This is a genomic window from Klebsiella sp. K5-45 (genome assembly GCF_030128605.1).
In the GTDB taxonomy this organism is placed as follows: domain Bacteria; phylum Pseudomonadota; class Gammaproteobacteria; order Enterobacterales; family Enterobacteriaceae; genus Klebsiella; species Klebsiella quasipneumoniae.
Map to the genome: position 1 here is coordinate 326,194 of NZ_JAKUZW010000008.1, position 15,000 is coordinate 341,193.

Genomic DNA, 15,000 nt, shown 5'->3' on the forward strand with positions numbered 1-15,000 from the left:
CGAATCAACGGATCTCGATCATGGGTCGTCCGCCGCGGGCGGTCACCAGCTCGCCGATGGCGGCCAGCTTAATACCGAACTCCGCCGCGGCAGCCTGCACTTCCGCCTCCGCCTCCGGGGTCACCGCCAGCAGCAGACCGCCGGAGGTCTGCGGGTCGCAGAGCAGATCGCGCCACTCCGTCGGCATCTCGCCCATCAGATGGCCGTAGCTGGCAAAGTTGCGCCCGGTGCCGCCCGGCACCGCGCCGGCGGCGATATACTCCTCCACCCCCGGCAGTTTAGGGATATCGGCATAGCGCAGTTGCGCCTGCACGCCGGCTCCGCGGCACACTTCGCTGAGGTGGCCGAGCAGGCCAAAGCCGGTGACGTCGGTCATCGCCTTCACCCCGTCGATAGCGGCAAACGCGGCGCCGGCGAGGTTCATCTGGCACATGGTCTCCGTCGCCAGCCCCTGATGCTCCGGCTTGAGCAGCGATTTTTTCTCTGCGGTGGTCAGCACGCCGATCCCCAGCGGTTTGGTGAGATACAGTTTGCAGCCCGCCTGCGCGGTGCTGTTTTTCTTGATGCGCTCGGTGGGCACCACGCCGGTGACCGCCAGACCGAAGATCGGTTCCGGGGCGTCAATGGAGTGGCCGCCCGCCAGCGCGATCCCGGCCTGCTGGCAGGCAAAGCGCCCGCCCTCCACCACCTCGCGGGCGATTTCCGGCGCCAGGGTGTTGATCGGCCAGCCGAGAATGGCAATCGCCATAATCGGTTTCCCGCCCATGGCGAAAATATCGCTGATGGCGTTGGTGGCGGCAATGCGGCCAAAGTCGAACGGATTATCGACAATCGGCATAAAAAAGTCGGTGGTGCTGACGATTGACGTGCCATTACCGAGATCGTAAACGGCGGCATCATCGCTGGTTTCGTTGCCGACAAGCAGGTTCGGGTCGACGAACTTCGCCTGCTCGCTATGCAGGATGGTTTCCAGCACTTTCGGGGAAATTTTACAACCACAACCGGCTCCGTGGCTGTATTGCGTTAAACGAATGGCTTGCTCGCTCATGGACATCTCCTGTCATTGCAATCCCGCTATGTTAGCGCCCAAACGCCAGGGTGGTAAGTACGACAGTCTGAAATCGCGTATGGTTGCTCATTAAGCAGACAAAAAGCCGTTTTTGCGAGACGCGGCAATTTTTTCCCGACCATTTTCACTTTTACTTAAAGATGACAGAAATGTGACAACACAGGACTGTCTTCTCTGGAATGATTATGACGTAAGGAAATTCTAATGAAAAAGCGTGTTCTTGCCCTTTGCCTGGCCAGTTTTTTCTCCGTTAACGCCTTCGCACTGGTTCCCCCCGGTAACGATGTCACCACCAAGCCCGATCTCTACTATCTGACCAATGCCCAGGCCATCGACAGCCTGGCGCTGTTGCCGCCGCCGCCGGCGGTGGGCAGTATTGCGTTCTTAAACGATCAGGCGATGTATGAGCAGGGGCGCCTGCTGCGCAACACCGAGCGCGGGAAGCTGGCGGCAGAGGATGCCAACCTCAGCGCGGGCGGCGTGGCTAACGCCTTCTCCAGCGCCTTCGGTTCGCCGATCACCGAAAAAGACGCACCGCAGCTCCATAAGCTGCTGACCAATATGATTGAAGACGCCGGCGATCTGGCGACCCGCGGCGCGAAAGAGAAGTATATGCGCATTCGGCCGTTTGCCTTCTACGGCGTCTCCACCTGCAACACCACCGAGCAGGACAAGCTGGCGAAAAACGGCTCTTACCCGTCCGGGCATACCTCCATCGGCTGGGCCACCGCCCTGGTGCTGGCGGAGATCAACCCGCAGCGGCAGAACGAAATTTTGAAGCGCGGCTATGAGCTTGGCGAGAGCCGGGTGATCTGCGGCTATCACTGGCAGAGCGATGTCGATGCGGCGCGCATCGTCGGCTCCGCGGTGGTCGCCACGCTGCACACCAACCCGGCCTTCCAGCAGCAATTGCAGAAAGCCAAAGACGAATTCGCCAAAACGCAGAAGTAACGTCATCACCGTTGAACTCCCGGATACGGCGCCTGGCGCGCCTTGTCCGGGCGACAAACACCGCGATAGATTCGAAGGGTAGGGTTTGAAGGCCGGGTCAGGCGCCAGCCGCCGCCCGGCATAGATGCGGCTCCGAGCTTGCTGCCATCGCCCGGCGGCGCTGCGCTTGCGCGGCCAGCCGGATGGTTCCCTCTCCCTGCGGGAGAGGGCCAGGGTGAGGGGAAGCACTGCAGTGTGGTTGTTTATGTTATCTGTGGCTTCAGCGTAGTTTGCGCTCCCGGTTAATCGTCTGCGTTATGTCACTCATGGCGCCGGGAGCGCACAGGGGGCGGCCAGTCGCCGCCGCCCCCTGTACCCCCGGGCTCCGGCCAGCACCGGCAGTTTCAGCAAGAAAAGTGAATAAATTAACGACAGGTCGTACGAACGTAGGCCGGGTAAGGCGACAGCCGCCACCCGGCACAAAATCGGCTCCGTGCCCGCTGTCCTTGCCCGGCGGCGCTGCGCTTGCGCGGGCCTACAGACAGTCAGAGCCGGATGCGTTGGCCGGGTATGGCGCAAGCCGCATCCCGGCATAACACCCGCTGACTCAGAATCGCGTCACAAACGGCGCGGTATCCGGCAGAGCAATGGTGGTTGAGGCTTTCAGCTGCGGCGTGCCCAGATAGAGGAAACCGACGATTTTATCCTGCTCGCGGCACTCGAAACCGGCGCGCACCACCGGGCTCTCGGTCAATGCTCCGCTGCGCCAGATGCCGTTGAATCCCTGAGCCAGAGCCGCCATCTGCATCGCCATCACCGCGCAGCCAGCGGACATCTCCTGCTCCCAGCGCGGCACCTTCGGGTGGTCTTCACAACGCGCCACGACGGTAATGATTAGCGGCGCGCGGAACGGCGCATTTCGGGCTTTCTCTATGCCCTTCTCATCCTGACCGGCCTCCCTGGCCCCCTTTTCCAGCAGCTGACTGAAGCGTTCGCGGCCGTCATCGGCGATAATGAAAAAGCGCCACGGCTGCAGGGTGCCATGATCCGGGGCGCGCAGCCCGGCGCGCAGAATGTTTTCCAGCTGTTCGCCGGCCGGGGCCGGTTCCGCCAGGCGGGAAGCGCTGCGGCGATTAAGCAGTAGGTCGAGAGCATCCATCTGTATAACTCCTGTGATGTCATTTTTCATAAAATTAACATGCACAAGGATTTTGTTACAGCGCGGTCGGTGATTCCTGCTGACAACCGACGGCTCACTCTTTAGGATAGCCAGACGCGGCGGCCCCTGCGGCCTGCCCATTTTTAGATAACGTTAGGGAGAAGACATGCGAACCCTTTGGCGACTGATTGCCAGCTTTTTTAAATGGACGTGGCGGATACTCAACTTTATTCGCAAACTGGCCCTCAATGCGATCTTCCTGGTGCTGGTGCTGGTGTGTATCGGCATCTGGAGCCAGTTCAGCAGCACCACCAGCGAACATACCGCCCGCGGCGCGCTGCTCCTGGATATTACCGGCGTGGTGGTGGATAAACCTTCCGCCAGCAGCAAACTCGGCGTGATAGGCCGCCAGCTGTTTGGCGCCAGCTCGGACCGTTTGCAGGAGAATTCTCTGTTCGATATCGTGCAGACCATCCGTCAGGCGAAGGATGATCGTAATATCACCGGTATTGTGCTGGATCTGAAAAACTTCGTCGGCGGCGATCAGCCGTCCATGCAGTACATCGGTAAAGCGCTGCGCGAATTCCGCGACAGCGGCAAACCGGTCTATGCCGTCGGCAGCAGCTACAGCCAGGGCCAGTACTACCTGGCGAGCTTTGCCAACAAAATCTGGCTCTCGCCGCAGGGCGAGGTAGACCTCCACGGCTTCGCCACCAACGGGCTGTATTACAAGTCGCTGCTGGATAAGCTGAAAGTCTCCACCCATGTCTTCCGCGTCGGCACCTATAAATCCGCCGTCGAGCCTTTCATTCGCGATGACATGTCCCCTGCCGCCCGCGAAGCGGACAGCCGCTGGATTGGCGAACTGTGGCAGAACTACCTCAACACCATTGCCGCCAACCGGCAGATCACCGCCCAGCAGCTCTTCCCGGGCGCCCAGGGCATTATCGATGGCCTGCGTAAAGTGGGCGGCGATACGGCGAAATATGCGCTGGACAATAAGCTGGTGGATGAGCTGGCGACCTCCACGGAAGTGGAAAAAGCGCTGACCAAACAGTTTGGCTGGAGCAAAGCGGATAACAATTATCGGGCGATTAGCTATTACGACTACAACGTGAAGACGCCGTCTGACCAGGGTTCCGCTATCGCGGTGATCTTCGCCAACGGCGCCATCATGGACGGCGAGGAGACCCCGGGCAACGTCGGCGGCGACACCACCGCAGCGCAAATTCGCGATGCGCGCCTCGATCCGAAAATTAAGGCCATCGTTCTTCGCGTGAACAGCCCTGGCGGCAGCGTGACCGCCTCGGAAATCATTCGTGAAGAGCTGGCGGCAGCCAAAGCCGCGGGTAAACCGGTGGTCGTTTCAATGGGCGGCATGGCGGCGTCCGGCGGCTACTGGATCTCCACCCCCGCGGATTACATCGTGGCGAACCCAAGCACCCTCACCGGCTCCATTGGCATCTTTGGGGTGATCAACACCGTGGAAAATACCCTCGGGTCGATTGGCGTCCACACCGACGGCGTCGCCACGTCGCCGCTGGCGGATATCTCCAGCACCAAAGCGCTGCCGCCGGAAGTGCAGCAGCTGATGCAGTTGAGTATTGAGAACGGCTATCAGCGCTTTATCACCCTGGTGGCTAACGCCCGTAAGAGCACGCCGGAGAAAATCGACCAGATAGCCCAGGGCCACGTCTGGACCGGGGAAGATGCCAAAGCCAACGGTCTTGTCGACAGCCTCGGCGATTTTGACGACGCGGTGGCCAAAGCCGCCGAGCTGGCGAAGCTAAAAACCTGGCACCTTAACTACTATCAGGAAGAGCCAACCTTCTTCTCGATGGTGCTGGACAGCCTGACCGGCTCGGTACGCGCTTCACTGCCGGCCGCCATTCAGGCCTGGCTGCCTGCGCCGGTGGCCGCGGCGGCCGAGACGGTGAAAGCGGAAAGCGACAAGCTGGCGGCGTTCAACGACCCGCAGAACCGATATGCCTTCTGCCTGACCTGCGCCAACATCCGTTAATATGCAGCGGCTGCCCCGTCTCACGGGGCAGCCTTTTTTCCGCACCTGCCAGCGCCGCCACAAAGCGAGCGGCCAACACTGTATTTTTTCCTCCGTCTCTTTATACTGCGCCTGTCTACGACCAACCTAAGCGATGCTATGCAAAAAAAATCGATTTACGTTGCCTACACCGGTGGGACCATCGGTATGCAGCGCTCCGAACACGGCTATGTACCCGTTTCCGGCCATCTGCAGCGTCAGCTGGCGCTGATGCCGGAGTTCCATCGTCCGGAGATGCCGGACTTCACGATCCATGAATACCATCCGCTGATGGATTCATCCGATATGACCCCTGAGGACTGGCAGCACATCGCCGACGATATCCGCAGCCATTACGCGGAGTATGATGGCTTTGTGATCCTCCACGGTACCGACACCATGGCGTTTACCGCCTCAGCGCTGTCGTTCATGCTGGAAAATCTCGGCAAACCGGTGATTGTGACAGGGTCACAAATCCCGCTGGCCGAGCTGCGTTCCGACGGCCAGATCAACCTGCTCAATGCCCTGTACGTCGCCGCCAACTATCCGATTAACGAAGTGGCGCTGTTCTTCAACAATCGACTGTTCCGCGGCAACCGTACCACTAAAGCCCATGCCGACGGCTTTGACGCCTTCGCCTCGCCCAACCTCGCGCCGCTGCTGGAGGCCGGGATCCATATTCGCCGTCTCGGTACCCCGCCGGCGCCGCAGGGCCGTGGGGAACTGATTGTCCACCCCATTACCCCGCAGCCGATTGGCGTGGTGACGATTTACCCCGGCATCTCCGCCGACGTGGTGCGTAATTTCCTGCGCCAGCCGGTGAAAGCGCTGATCCTCCGCTCCTACGGCGTCGGCAATGCCCCGCAGAATGGCGAGTTTATTCAGGTGCTGGCGGAAGCCAGCCAGCGCGGCATTGTGGTGGTCAATCTGACGCAGTGTATGTCCGGCAAAGTGAACATGGGCGGCTATGCCACCGGCAATGCCCTCGCCCAGGCGGGAGTCATCAGTGGTTTCGATATGACGGTGGAAGCGACGCTGACCAAGCTACACTATCTGCTGAGCCAGCAGCTGGACGTTGACGCCATTCGCGCGGCGATGCAGCAGAATCTGCGTGGCGAACTGACCCCTGACGAAGCTTAAGGAGGACGTATGGCACATCGAGCGCTGTTACTGGTTGATTTGCAGAACGACTTCTGCGCCGGCGGCGCGCTGGCGGTTCCCGAAGGCGACAGCACCGTCGAGGTGGCCAACGCGCTTATCGACTGGAGCCTGGCGCGCGGCGAGCCCATCGTCGCCAGTCAGGACTGGCATCCGGCGGATCACGGCAGCTTCGCCAGCCAGCACCAGGTGGAGCCCTACACTGTGGGCGACCTGGACGGCCTGGCGCAAACTTTCTGGCCGGATCACTGCGTTCAGCACAGCGAAGGCGCGGCGCTGCATCCCCTGCTCAAGCAGCAGGCGATCGCCGCCGTGTTCCACAAAGGGCAAAACCGGGTCATCGACAGCTACAGCGCTTTTTTTGACAACGGTCACCGGCAGAAAACCGAACTGGACGGCTGGCTGCGTGGTCAGGGGATCGTGGAGCTGACCGTTCTCGGCCTCGCCACTGATTATTGCGTGAAGTTTACCGTGTTGGATGCTCTGGCGCTCGGCTACGCGGTCAACGTCATTACCGACGGCTGCCGCGGGGTGAACCTTCAGCCGCAGGACAGCAGCCAGGCGTTTATGGAGATGGCCGCCGCAGGCGCCACGCTCTATACCCTTGATGACTGGCGGGAAACCCACGCCTGATCCTTCACCCGGCGCTTCCGCGCCGGGTCTTCTTCTGCCGCTTCGTTATCGTCCATAAATTGAACTCTCTCGCAGTTTCAACAAGTTATTGCTGGTAGTCTGGCAAGGCTGTTTTTTCGCCACGCCATTTCCGTGGCGCGGTTATTTTTTTATGTCAAAGAGGAACCACTATGAAACGTTTGCCCTTGCTGGCAGCCTTGCCCCTGCTTTGCGCTTCCGCGCTCTCTGCCCAACCGCTGATGTCCGTCGGCTATTTCAACGGCGGCGGCGACGTCACTGCCGGGCCGGGCGGGGATATCGACAAGCTGGACGTCCGGCAGATCACCCATCTCAACTACTCGTTTGGCCTTATCTATAACGATGAAAAAGACGAGACCAATGCGGCCCTGAAGGATCCTGACCATCTGCACGAGATCTGGCTGTCGCCAAAGGTGCAGGCGGATCTGCAAAAGCTCCCTGCCCTGCGTAAACAGAACCCGGACCTCAAGGTCCTGCTGTCGGTCGGCGGCTGGGGGGCGCGCGGTTTCTCCGGCGCGGCGGCAAGCAAAGAAACCCGTAAGGTGTTTATTCAGTCTGCGCAGGAAATTGTTGAAAAATATGGTCTGGATGGGATTGACCTCGACTGGGAGTTTCCGGTCAACGGCGCGTGGGGGCTGGTTGCCAGTCAACCGGCCGATCGCGATAACTTCACCGCGCTGTTAAAAGAGCTGCGCGCAGCGTTTGGTACGAAGAAACTGGTTACTATTGCCGTGGGCGCCAACGCCGAGAGCCCGAAAAGCTGGGTGGATGTCAAAGCGGTGGCCCCGGTGCTGAACTACATCAACCTGATGACCTACGACATGGCCTACGGCACGCAGTACTTCAACTCGAACCTGTATGACTCCAGCCACTGGCCGACGGTCGCCGCGGCGGATAAATACAGCGCCGATTTTGTGGTCAACAATTACCTGGCCGCCGGGCTTAAACCCAGCCAGATGAACCTCGGGATTGGTTTTTATGGCCGGGTACCAAAACGGGCGGTCGAGCCGGGGATCGACTGGAGTAAAGCGGATGCGCAAAAGAACCCGGTCACCCAGCCCTATTTTGGTCCACAGCAGATCGCGCTGTTTGCCTCGCTGGGCTATGACCTGAGCAAAGACACCTACGTGAAATACAATGATATCGTGGGCAAATTGCTCAACGATCCGCAGAAACGCTTTACCGAGCACTGGGACGATGAGGCGAAAGTTCCGTGGCTGTCGGTGCAGTCCGCGGAGGGCAAGCCGCTGTTCGCCCTTTCCTATGAGAACCCGCGCTCGGTAGCCATCAAGGCGGACTACATCAAGGCGAAGGGCCTCGCCGGGGCGATGTTCTGGGAGTATGGCGCCGATGACCAGAACCAGCTGGCCCGCCAGCTGGCGGAATCCCTGGGGATCAAACACTAATCGCGGCTGTTTCGCCGCATCGTCGCCGCCGGGCGGCGTGACGCAGGCAGCATCGCCTGCAATGCAGGTATATCGCGCCGCCCGGGATAGGTTATGATGCCTGTTATCCGCTGCGCCAGGGGCTGGCGCAGCTTAACCGTTTGACAGGAGGCAGGGGGCCATGGCCTATATCCCCAAAAATTACGCACGTCTGGAAGTGGGTTACCGCGAAAAGGCGCTCAAGCTCTTTCCCTGGGTATGCGGACGCTGCTCGCGGGAGTTTGTCTACTCCAATCTGCGCGAGCTGACGGTGCACCATATCGATCACGACCACTCCAATAACCCGGAAGATGGCAGTAACTGGGAGATGTTGTGCCTCTACTGTCACGATCACGAACACTCCAAGTACACCGAAGCCGATCAGTATGGCTCCACGGTGGTGGCCGGCGAAGATGCGCAAAAGAGCGTCGGCGAGGCCACCTACAATCCGTTTGCCGACCTGAAAGCGATGATGAACAAAAAGTAAGCGAAGCGGCTGACCGCCGGGCGCGGTCGTAGACGCTGACCCTTCCGGCGCCGGATCACCTGACGCCGGAACGACTCCCCGCCGGCCGGCGGTTTATTGCAGCTTCACGGTGGCGATCGGCTTCGGCACGATACCGAAATCTTCCTTCAGCTGCTGTTTGCTCTTCATCACCATCTGCCCGCGAGTATCGATGGTCATATGCTGGGCGTCGGTGTTATACCGGGCCTGCCACAGCATCACCAGCTGCAGGCTATTTTCCTTCTGCTCCGGCGTCAGCGCCACGCCATCCGGCCATTTTCCCAGCTCCACCGCCGTCGCCAGACGCTGATACACTTCCGGGGTCATGCTGTCGATAATTTGCTCAATATCCATCTTCCGCTCACCTCCACCTGGAATAATTTGCTGAATCGTTTCTTCAACCCTTGATCTGCTCGCCGTTCTGCTCATCGGTGAAGCTGAGCGACGCCGAATTCACACAATAGCGCTCGCCGGTCGGCTGCGGGCCATCCGGAAACACGTGACCGAGGTGGGCATCACAATTTCCGCAGCGGATCTCTATGCGCTGCATGCCGTGGGAGCTGTCGTCCAGATAGCGAATGGCCTCTTCGCTTACCGGCTCGTAGAAGCTCGGCCAGCCGCAGCCGGAGTCGTACTTGGTCTGGGAGTTGAACAGCGGCGCATCGCACACCAGGCAGTGATACACGCCATTTTTCTTGTTGTGCAGCAGCCGTCCGGTGAAAGGCGGTTCGGTGCCATGATGTTGGGTCACGTAAAACTGCATTTCGCTCAAGCCGTTTTTCAGCTCTTCCGGGGAGGGTTTATTTGCCATGGGCTTACATCTCGCTTTGCAATGGACAACTTTCGCCCCAATTCTAACAAAACATTAACAATGAAGCGTACACTTTTGTTCTAAACTTATCCGGTGCCCACAGGCAGCCAGATAATTGTGACTTAAATCACGTTTTTATCTTAAATGCCCTTTAAAATTCCGCGCGCAGCCCCCATATGGAATTGGGCTCAAAGGGAGAGTGAGGCAAATCAATCGCGCAAAGGTCTGCTCAGGATTGATTTGTCGCAATGATTGACACGATTCCGCTTGACGCTGCGTAAGGTTTTTGTAATTTTACAGGCAACCTTTTATTCACTAACAAATAGCTGGTGGAATATATGACTATCAAAGTAGGTATCAACGGTTTTGGCCGTATCGGTCGCATTGTTTTCCGTGCTGCTCAGAAACGTTCTGACATCGAGATCGTTGCAATCAACGACCTGTTAGACGCAGAGTACATGGCTTACATGCTGAAGTATGACTCCACTCACGGTCGTTTCGACGGCACCGTTGAAGTGAAAGACGGTCATCTGGTCGTTAACGGTAAAAAAATCCGTGTTACCGCTGAACGTGACCCGGCTAACCTGAAGTGGGACGAAGTTGGTGTTGACGTTGTTGCTGAAGCAACCGGTATCTTCCTGACCGACGAAACCGCTCGTAAACACATCACCGCTGGCGCGAAAAAAGTCGTTCTGACTGGCCCGTCCAAAGACAACACCCCGATGTTCGTTCGCGGCGCTAACTTCGACACTTACGCTGGCCAGGACATCGTTTCCAACGCATCCTGCACCACCAACTGCCTGGCGCCGCTGGCTAAAGTCATCAACGACAACTTCGGTATCGTTGAAGGCCTGATGACCACCGTCCACGCTACCACCGCTACCCAGAAAACCGTTGATGGCCCGTCTCACAAAGACTGGCGCGGCGGCCGCGGCGCAGCTCAGAACATCATCCCGTCCTCTACCGGCGCTGCTAAAGCAGTAGGTAAAGTACTGCCAGAACTGAACGGCAAACTGACCGGTATGGCGTTCCGCGTTCCGACTCCGAACGTATCCGTTGTTGACCTGACCGTTCGTCTGGAAAAAGCAGCGTCCTACGAAGAAATCAAGAAAGCTATCAAAGCCGCTTCTGAAGGCGCAATGAAAGGCGTTCTGGGTTACACCGAAGACGACGTTGTTTCTACCGACTTCAACGGCGAAGTTTGCACTTCCGTGTTCGATGCTAAAGCGGGTATCGCACTGAACGACAACTTCGTTAAACTGGTTTCCTGGTACGACAACGAAACTGGCTACTCCAACAAAGTTCTGGATCTGATTGCCCACATCTCCAAATAAGTTGAGATGAAAAAGTAATCTGTAAGAGCGACTTCGGTCGCTCTTTTTTTTGTCTGCAGAGATAGGATTGCACAATGATAAATAAAATTTTTGCTCTCCCGGTGAATGAAACCATTTCGCCCGTTATCTCCCGTCGCCAGCTGGACGACCTGGAGCTGATTGTCATCGACCATCCGCAGGTGAAAGCCTCTGTGGCGCTGCAGGGGGCGCATCTGCTCTCCTGGAAACCCGCCGGTGAAGAAGAAGTCCTGTGGCTGAGCAACAACACCCCGTTTAAACAGGGCGTCGCCCTGCGCGGCGGCGTGCCGATTTGCTGGCCCTGGTTTGGCCCATCGGCGCAGCAGGGCCTGCCGTCGCACGGCTTTGCCCGCAACCTGCCGTGGACCCTGGAAGGCCATGATGAAGACGACGGCGGCGTGATGTTGACCTTTGCGCTGCAGAACAGCGCCGAAACCATGAAGCTGTGGCCGCATGAGTTCACCCTCTATGCCCGCTTCAAGCTGGGCAAGACCTGCGAAATCGAGCTGGAAGCCCACGGCGAATTTGAGACCACCTCTGCCCTGCACAGCTACTTCAACGTCGGCGATATCGCGGCGGTGAAAGTGAGCGGTCTTGGCGAGCGCTATATCGATAAAGTGAAAAATGCCGAAGAAGGCGTTCTGAGCAACGGCGTGCAGACCTTCCCGGATCGTACCGACCGCGTCTATCTCGACGCCGAAGGCTGCAGCGTGATCCACGACGACGCGCTCAGTCGCACTATCGACGTGGTGCATCATCATCAGCACAACGTGGTGGCCTGGAACCCGGGCCCGGCGCTGTCCGTCAGCATGGGCGACATGCCGGACGATGGCTACAAAACCTTCGTGTGCGTCGAAACCTGCTGCGTGACCCAGCCGCAGAAAGCCAGTGAAGAGACCCCGTCTCGCCTGGCGCAAACCATCAGCGTGAAAAAACGCTAAGCGCAAAAAGCCCCGTTTATCACGGGGCTTTTTCTCTTCTCCACCAGGATGCGCTGTGGGTTAAACCATATCCAACCGGGTTTTCCGCGGCGGCGGTGGATAGAGGCGGTCCAGCTGCGCAAGCTCTTGCGGGCTGAGAACGAGATCAAGCGCGGCGGCATTCTGCACCACATGTTCAATACTGGCCGCTTTCGGGATCGCCAGCATTCCCGGATGACGAATCACCCAGGCCAGCAGCAGCTGCGCCACCGTCACGCCCCGCTCGTTAGCCATTTTGATGATATCGGTATGCTGAAAAAGTCCATCACGTAAGCGCCCCGCCTGCGCCAGCGGACAATAGGCCATCACCGGCAGGGTGTGCTGCTGGCACCAGGGCAGGAGATCGTATTCAATGCCCCGCGACGCGAGATGATAGAGCACCTGATTGGTGGCGCAGCGTTCGCCACCCGCCGTGCGCCACAGCGCCTGCATATCGTCGGTGTCCAGATTGGAGACGCCCCAGCGGCGGATTTTACCCTCGGCCACCAGCCTTTCCATCGCCTCGACCGTCTCCTCTAGCGGGATATCGCCCCGCCAGTGCAGGAGATACATATCCAGATAGTCGGTCTGCAGCCGGCGTAGACTGTTTTCACAGGCGCGGCGCATCGCCGCGCCGCCGGCGTGCCAGGGATAGACTTTGGAGACCAGCACCACCCGGTCGCGCAGGCCGCGGACCGCCTGGCCCACCACCTCCTCCGCCCCGCCGTCGGCATACATCTCAGCGGTATCGATTACCGTCAGGCCATGGTCGATGCCCGCGCGCAGTGCAGCCACCTCCTGCTGACGCTGCGCCGCGTTCTCGCCCATATACCAGGTCCCCAGCCCGATGGCCGGAACTGCCGCCTGCTCGCCAAAGCATACTGTTTTTTTCACCATCGTCTCCTCCTTAGCGCCCTGCACCACCATAAAACAAAACAGGGCACGAAGCCCTGTTTTGATGCATAAAGCGCACTGTAATAATGCACAATCAGAAGGTGTAAGTGATCCCGGTTGAGATCAGACCGCTCCAGGATTTGTCCACCATCGGGCTATCGGTAATTTCATCCGACAGACGGGTGTAGCGCGCAATACCGTATACGCTCCAGTCGCCGAGGAAGCGATAGTTGGCCGACAGCTCCAGATACGGGTTCCAGCTGCTGTCCGGATCGTAGCTGCGCATGCCGCTGCGACGGGACTCATGCTGCGAGACACCATAATAGTATTCGTTCTGATTGTCGCTGTTCCACTCCACGCCGATGCCCGGCGTCAGCGTCAGGTTCCCGTTGGTGTAGCGGTACAGCCAGGCGAGATCCCAGTTGATGCCGTTGCTGTTATCCAGCGTATCGCCGGCAATCGTCGTGCGCAGGAAACCATAGGGCGTGTTGTGGACATAAGAAAGACCGGCCATCACGGTTGATTTACGTTTATCCAGGCGACGCATTTGTTCGCTATCGCTGTCGCCCGGCTTGAAGTACATCGGCGACCAGTAAGCCGTTATCGACAGCTTATCATTGGTGTCATTCCACAGGTAGTAACCCCCACCCAGACCGTGGAACCAGAAGTTATCGCTCTCATAACTAATGACCGGCACCGGATAAACATCCGCATCATACTGCTTGTACGGATGCTCAACGATGCCGACGCCAGCGCCAAGCGTGAACTTCCCATCGGCATGCGCCGCGCTGGCGGAGGTCGCAATCAGCACGCCGAGTGCCAGAAGTTTGATTTTAGTCACAATCCATATTCCCGTTGTCAAATAATCAGCCCGTGCAGTTTACCGTCGTAGGTCTCATGCCTCAAATTCTTTACCCGATATGACACAAATCGTTCACTTTCCCACCCTTCTCTTACCATCTGGTGACAGCCCGATGACAGCTTCACGTCCCGGCGAAGCAAAAAGCGTCTTTTTCAGGATGAGTTATTGATATGTCATTGAAATTGATTTTCTGCGTCATGCAAGATTTCTAAATGCATCTACGCTTAAATTTAGAAGGTGTAATTGCAGGGCACATTCACGCTACCCCACCCGCAACCTGGCATAAGGGTTGCTGGATACCAGGAGAGCGATGTTCAGCTTATGTCTTCCGGGGGCCCCCACTATTCATATGAACGGCTCTCAACCTGTGCTAAAAAACGAAAGGACGCATATGTTTATCAATGGGAACATTCAAACCGACGTAAAAAAAGAGGCCGAATGGCCTCTTTTTGTAAATCAACCCTTTGGCGGGAACGGATCATTCCCGTAAGAATCTCTGTCACGTATCTGACCATCACGCCCATGAATTAACAATTCACTTTGTTGATGGCGAGCTATCTCACGAGCAGCTTCGATAGCTTCAGCTTGTGTTGAATGTACAGAAGTTGCTCGTTCATTACCTTCACCTTTTACAGCCCATCCATCAGGATGCGTTACTACATGTTGGTTCTTACCCATACAAGTTACCTGCTGTGTGAAATACACCATGTGGTGCAATAAGTAATTATAGACACAATATCTTGCGTTCCACTTGCTTATGCTCACGTTTTTAATATTCTACAGTAACAGATTCACATATAACCTTAGTACCGTTCCATTCATCTTTGTAAATGCTAGTATCGATACCCACACCCGGATGCAATTCTAAACCTGTGTCATTAATGAAACGTAGGTACTTAGTAGATGGCTTACTATTGTCATAGTACTGTGCACCACTGTACACAAAACCAGAAGAGCCTTGTGGAACGATCCATGCACCAAATGATGCATACTCACGAGCACGGTCGATAATCTTGTATTCAAACTCTGAGCCAGTGTAACGGCCTGTATGCACTTCTGATGGGCTTTGTTGAATAAATCGAACTTTTGCTGAGTTGAAGGATCAGATCACGCATCTTCCCGACAACGCAGACCGTTCCGTGGCAAAGCAAAAGTTCAAAATCTCCAACTGGCCCACCTACAATAAAG

At 57.6% G+C, this 15,000-nt stretch carries 16 protein-coding genes; 9 read left to right on the forward strand and 7 right to left on the reverse strand.

Annotation, left to right across the window (positions count from 1 at the left end):
- Positions 1-4: 4 nt before the first annotated feature.
- Positions 5-1,048, reverse strand: coding sequence for a selenide, water dikinase SelD (gene selD, locus MKS11_RS18825; protein ID WP_023318002.1), 1,044 nt, complete (start codon positions 1,046-1,048; stop codon positions 5-7).
- A 225-nt stretch (positions 1,049-1,273) separates the two neighbouring features.
- On the opposite strand from selD, the gene phoC reads away from it, so the two are divergent.
- Positions 1,274-2,020, forward strand: coding sequence for an acid phosphatase PhoC (gene phoC / locus MKS11_RS18830; RefSeq protein ID WP_004203793.1), 747 nt, complete (start codon positions 1,274-1,276; stop codon positions 2,018-2,020).
- Positions 2,021-2,606: 586 nt separating this feature from the next.
- On the opposite strand, the gene MKS11_RS18835 is transcribed toward phoC, so the two are convergent.
- Positions 2,607-3,158: an NAD(P)H nitroreductase gene (locus MKS11_RS18835; protein WP_004176531.1), complete on the reverse strand. Its 552-nt coding sequence runs from the start codon at positions 3,156-3,158 to the stop codon at positions 2,607-2,609.
- Positions 3,159-3,324: 166 nt separating this feature from the next.
- Here MKS11_RS18835 and sppA point away from each other — a divergent pair, with 166 nt between their 5' ends.
- From sppA to yajD, 5 genes are all read left to right on the forward strand, one after another.
- Entirely contained in the window at positions 3,325-5,178 is a 1,854-nt protein-coding gene (gene sppA / locus MKS11_RS18840) for a signal peptide peptidase SppA (RefSeq protein ID WP_049117586.1), read from the forward strand.
- Between the two features lie 138 nt (positions 5,179-5,316).
- On the forward strand, positions 5,317-6,336 hold the full coding sequence (ansA, locus tag MKS11_RS18845) for an asparaginase (protein WP_004203791.1): 1,020 nt from the start codon (positions 5,317-5,319) through the stop codon (positions 6,334-6,336).
- Between the two features lie 9 nt (positions 6,337-6,345).
- Positions 6,346-6,987, forward strand: coding sequence for a bifunctional nicotinamidase/pyrazinamidase (gene pncA / locus MKS11_RS18850; protein ID WP_004203790.1), 642 nt, complete (start codon positions 6,346-6,348; stop codon positions 6,985-6,987).
- Between the two features lie 170 nt (positions 6,988-7,157).
- Entirely contained in the window at positions 7,158-8,411 is a 1,254-nt protein-coding gene (locus tag MKS11_RS18855) for a glycoside hydrolase family 18 protein (RefSeq protein ID WP_004203789.1), read from the forward strand.
- Between the two features lie 160 nt (positions 8,412-8,571).
- Positions 8,572-8,916 carry an HNH nuclease YajD gene (gene yajD, locus MKS11_RS18860; RefSeq protein WP_002901254.1) on the forward strand — a complete coding sequence of 115 codons (345 nt, stop codon included), beginning with the start codon at positions 8,572-8,574 and terminating at the stop codon, positions 8,914-8,916.
- A gap of 93 nt (positions 8,917-9,009) precedes the next feature.
- On the opposite strand, the gene MKS11_RS18865 is transcribed toward yajD, so the two are convergent.
- Together MKS11_RS18865 and msrB are read right to left on the reverse strand one after the other, a co-directional pair.
- Positions 9,010-9,288 (reverse strand): YeaC family protein, encoded by a 279-nt coding sequence (locus MKS11_RS18865; RefSeq protein WP_004203787.1) that lies wholly within the window; start codon positions 9,286-9,288, stop codon positions 9,010-9,012.
- A 43-nt stretch (positions 9,289-9,331) separates the two neighbouring features.
- Positions 9,332-9,745, reverse strand: coding sequence for a peptide-methionine (R)-S-oxide reductase MsrB (msrB, locus tag MKS11_RS18870; protein WP_004203786.1), 414 nt, complete (start codon positions 9,743-9,745; stop codon positions 9,332-9,334).
- 338 nt (positions 9,746-10,083) lie between these two features.
- Here msrB and gapA point away from each other — a divergent pair, with 338 nt between their 5' ends.
- Positions 10,084-11,079 carry a glyceraldehyde-3-phosphate dehydrogenase gene (gene gapA / locus MKS11_RS18875; RefSeq protein ID WP_004203784.1) on the forward strand — a complete coding sequence of 332 codons (996 nt, stop codon included), beginning with the start codon at positions 10,084-10,086 and terminating at the stop codon, positions 11,077-11,079.
- A gap of 74 nt (positions 11,080-11,153) precedes the next feature.
- Positions 11,154-12,038: a D-hexose-6-phosphate mutarotase gene (locus MKS11_RS18880; RefSeq protein ID WP_004203783.1), complete on the forward strand. Its 885-nt coding sequence runs from the start codon at positions 11,154-11,156 to the stop codon at positions 12,036-12,038.
- 60 nt (positions 12,039-12,098) lie between these two features.
- On the opposite strand, the gene MKS11_RS18885 is transcribed toward MKS11_RS18880, so the two are convergent.
- From MKS11_RS18885 to MKS11_RS18895, 3 genes are all read right to left on the reverse strand, one after another.
- Positions 12,099-12,953, reverse strand: coding sequence for an aldo/keto reductase (locus MKS11_RS18885; RefSeq protein WP_023317989.1), 855 nt, complete (start codon positions 12,951-12,953; stop codon positions 12,099-12,101).
- A 91-nt stretch (positions 12,954-13,044) separates the two neighbouring features.
- A complete protein-coding gene (locus MKS11_RS18890; protein ID WP_004203780.1) occupies positions 13,045-13,791 on the reverse strand; it encodes a MipA/OmpV family protein in 747 nt (248 codons plus the stop codon).
- Positions 13,792-14,268: 477 nt separating this feature from the next.
- Complete coding sequence (locus tag MKS11_RS18895) at positions 14,269-14,490, reverse strand: DUF2188 domain-containing protein (RefSeq protein ID WP_186474232.1); 222 nt, start codon at positions 14,488-14,490, stop codon at positions 14,269-14,271.
- A gap of 416 nt (positions 14,491-14,906) precedes the next feature.
- On the opposite strand from MKS11_RS18895, the gene MKS11_RS18900 reads away from it, so the two are divergent.
- A partial coding sequence (locus tag MKS11_RS18900; RefSeq protein WP_236904630.1) for a hypothetical protein occupies positions 14,907-15,000 on the forward strand: 94 nt, incomplete at its 3' end.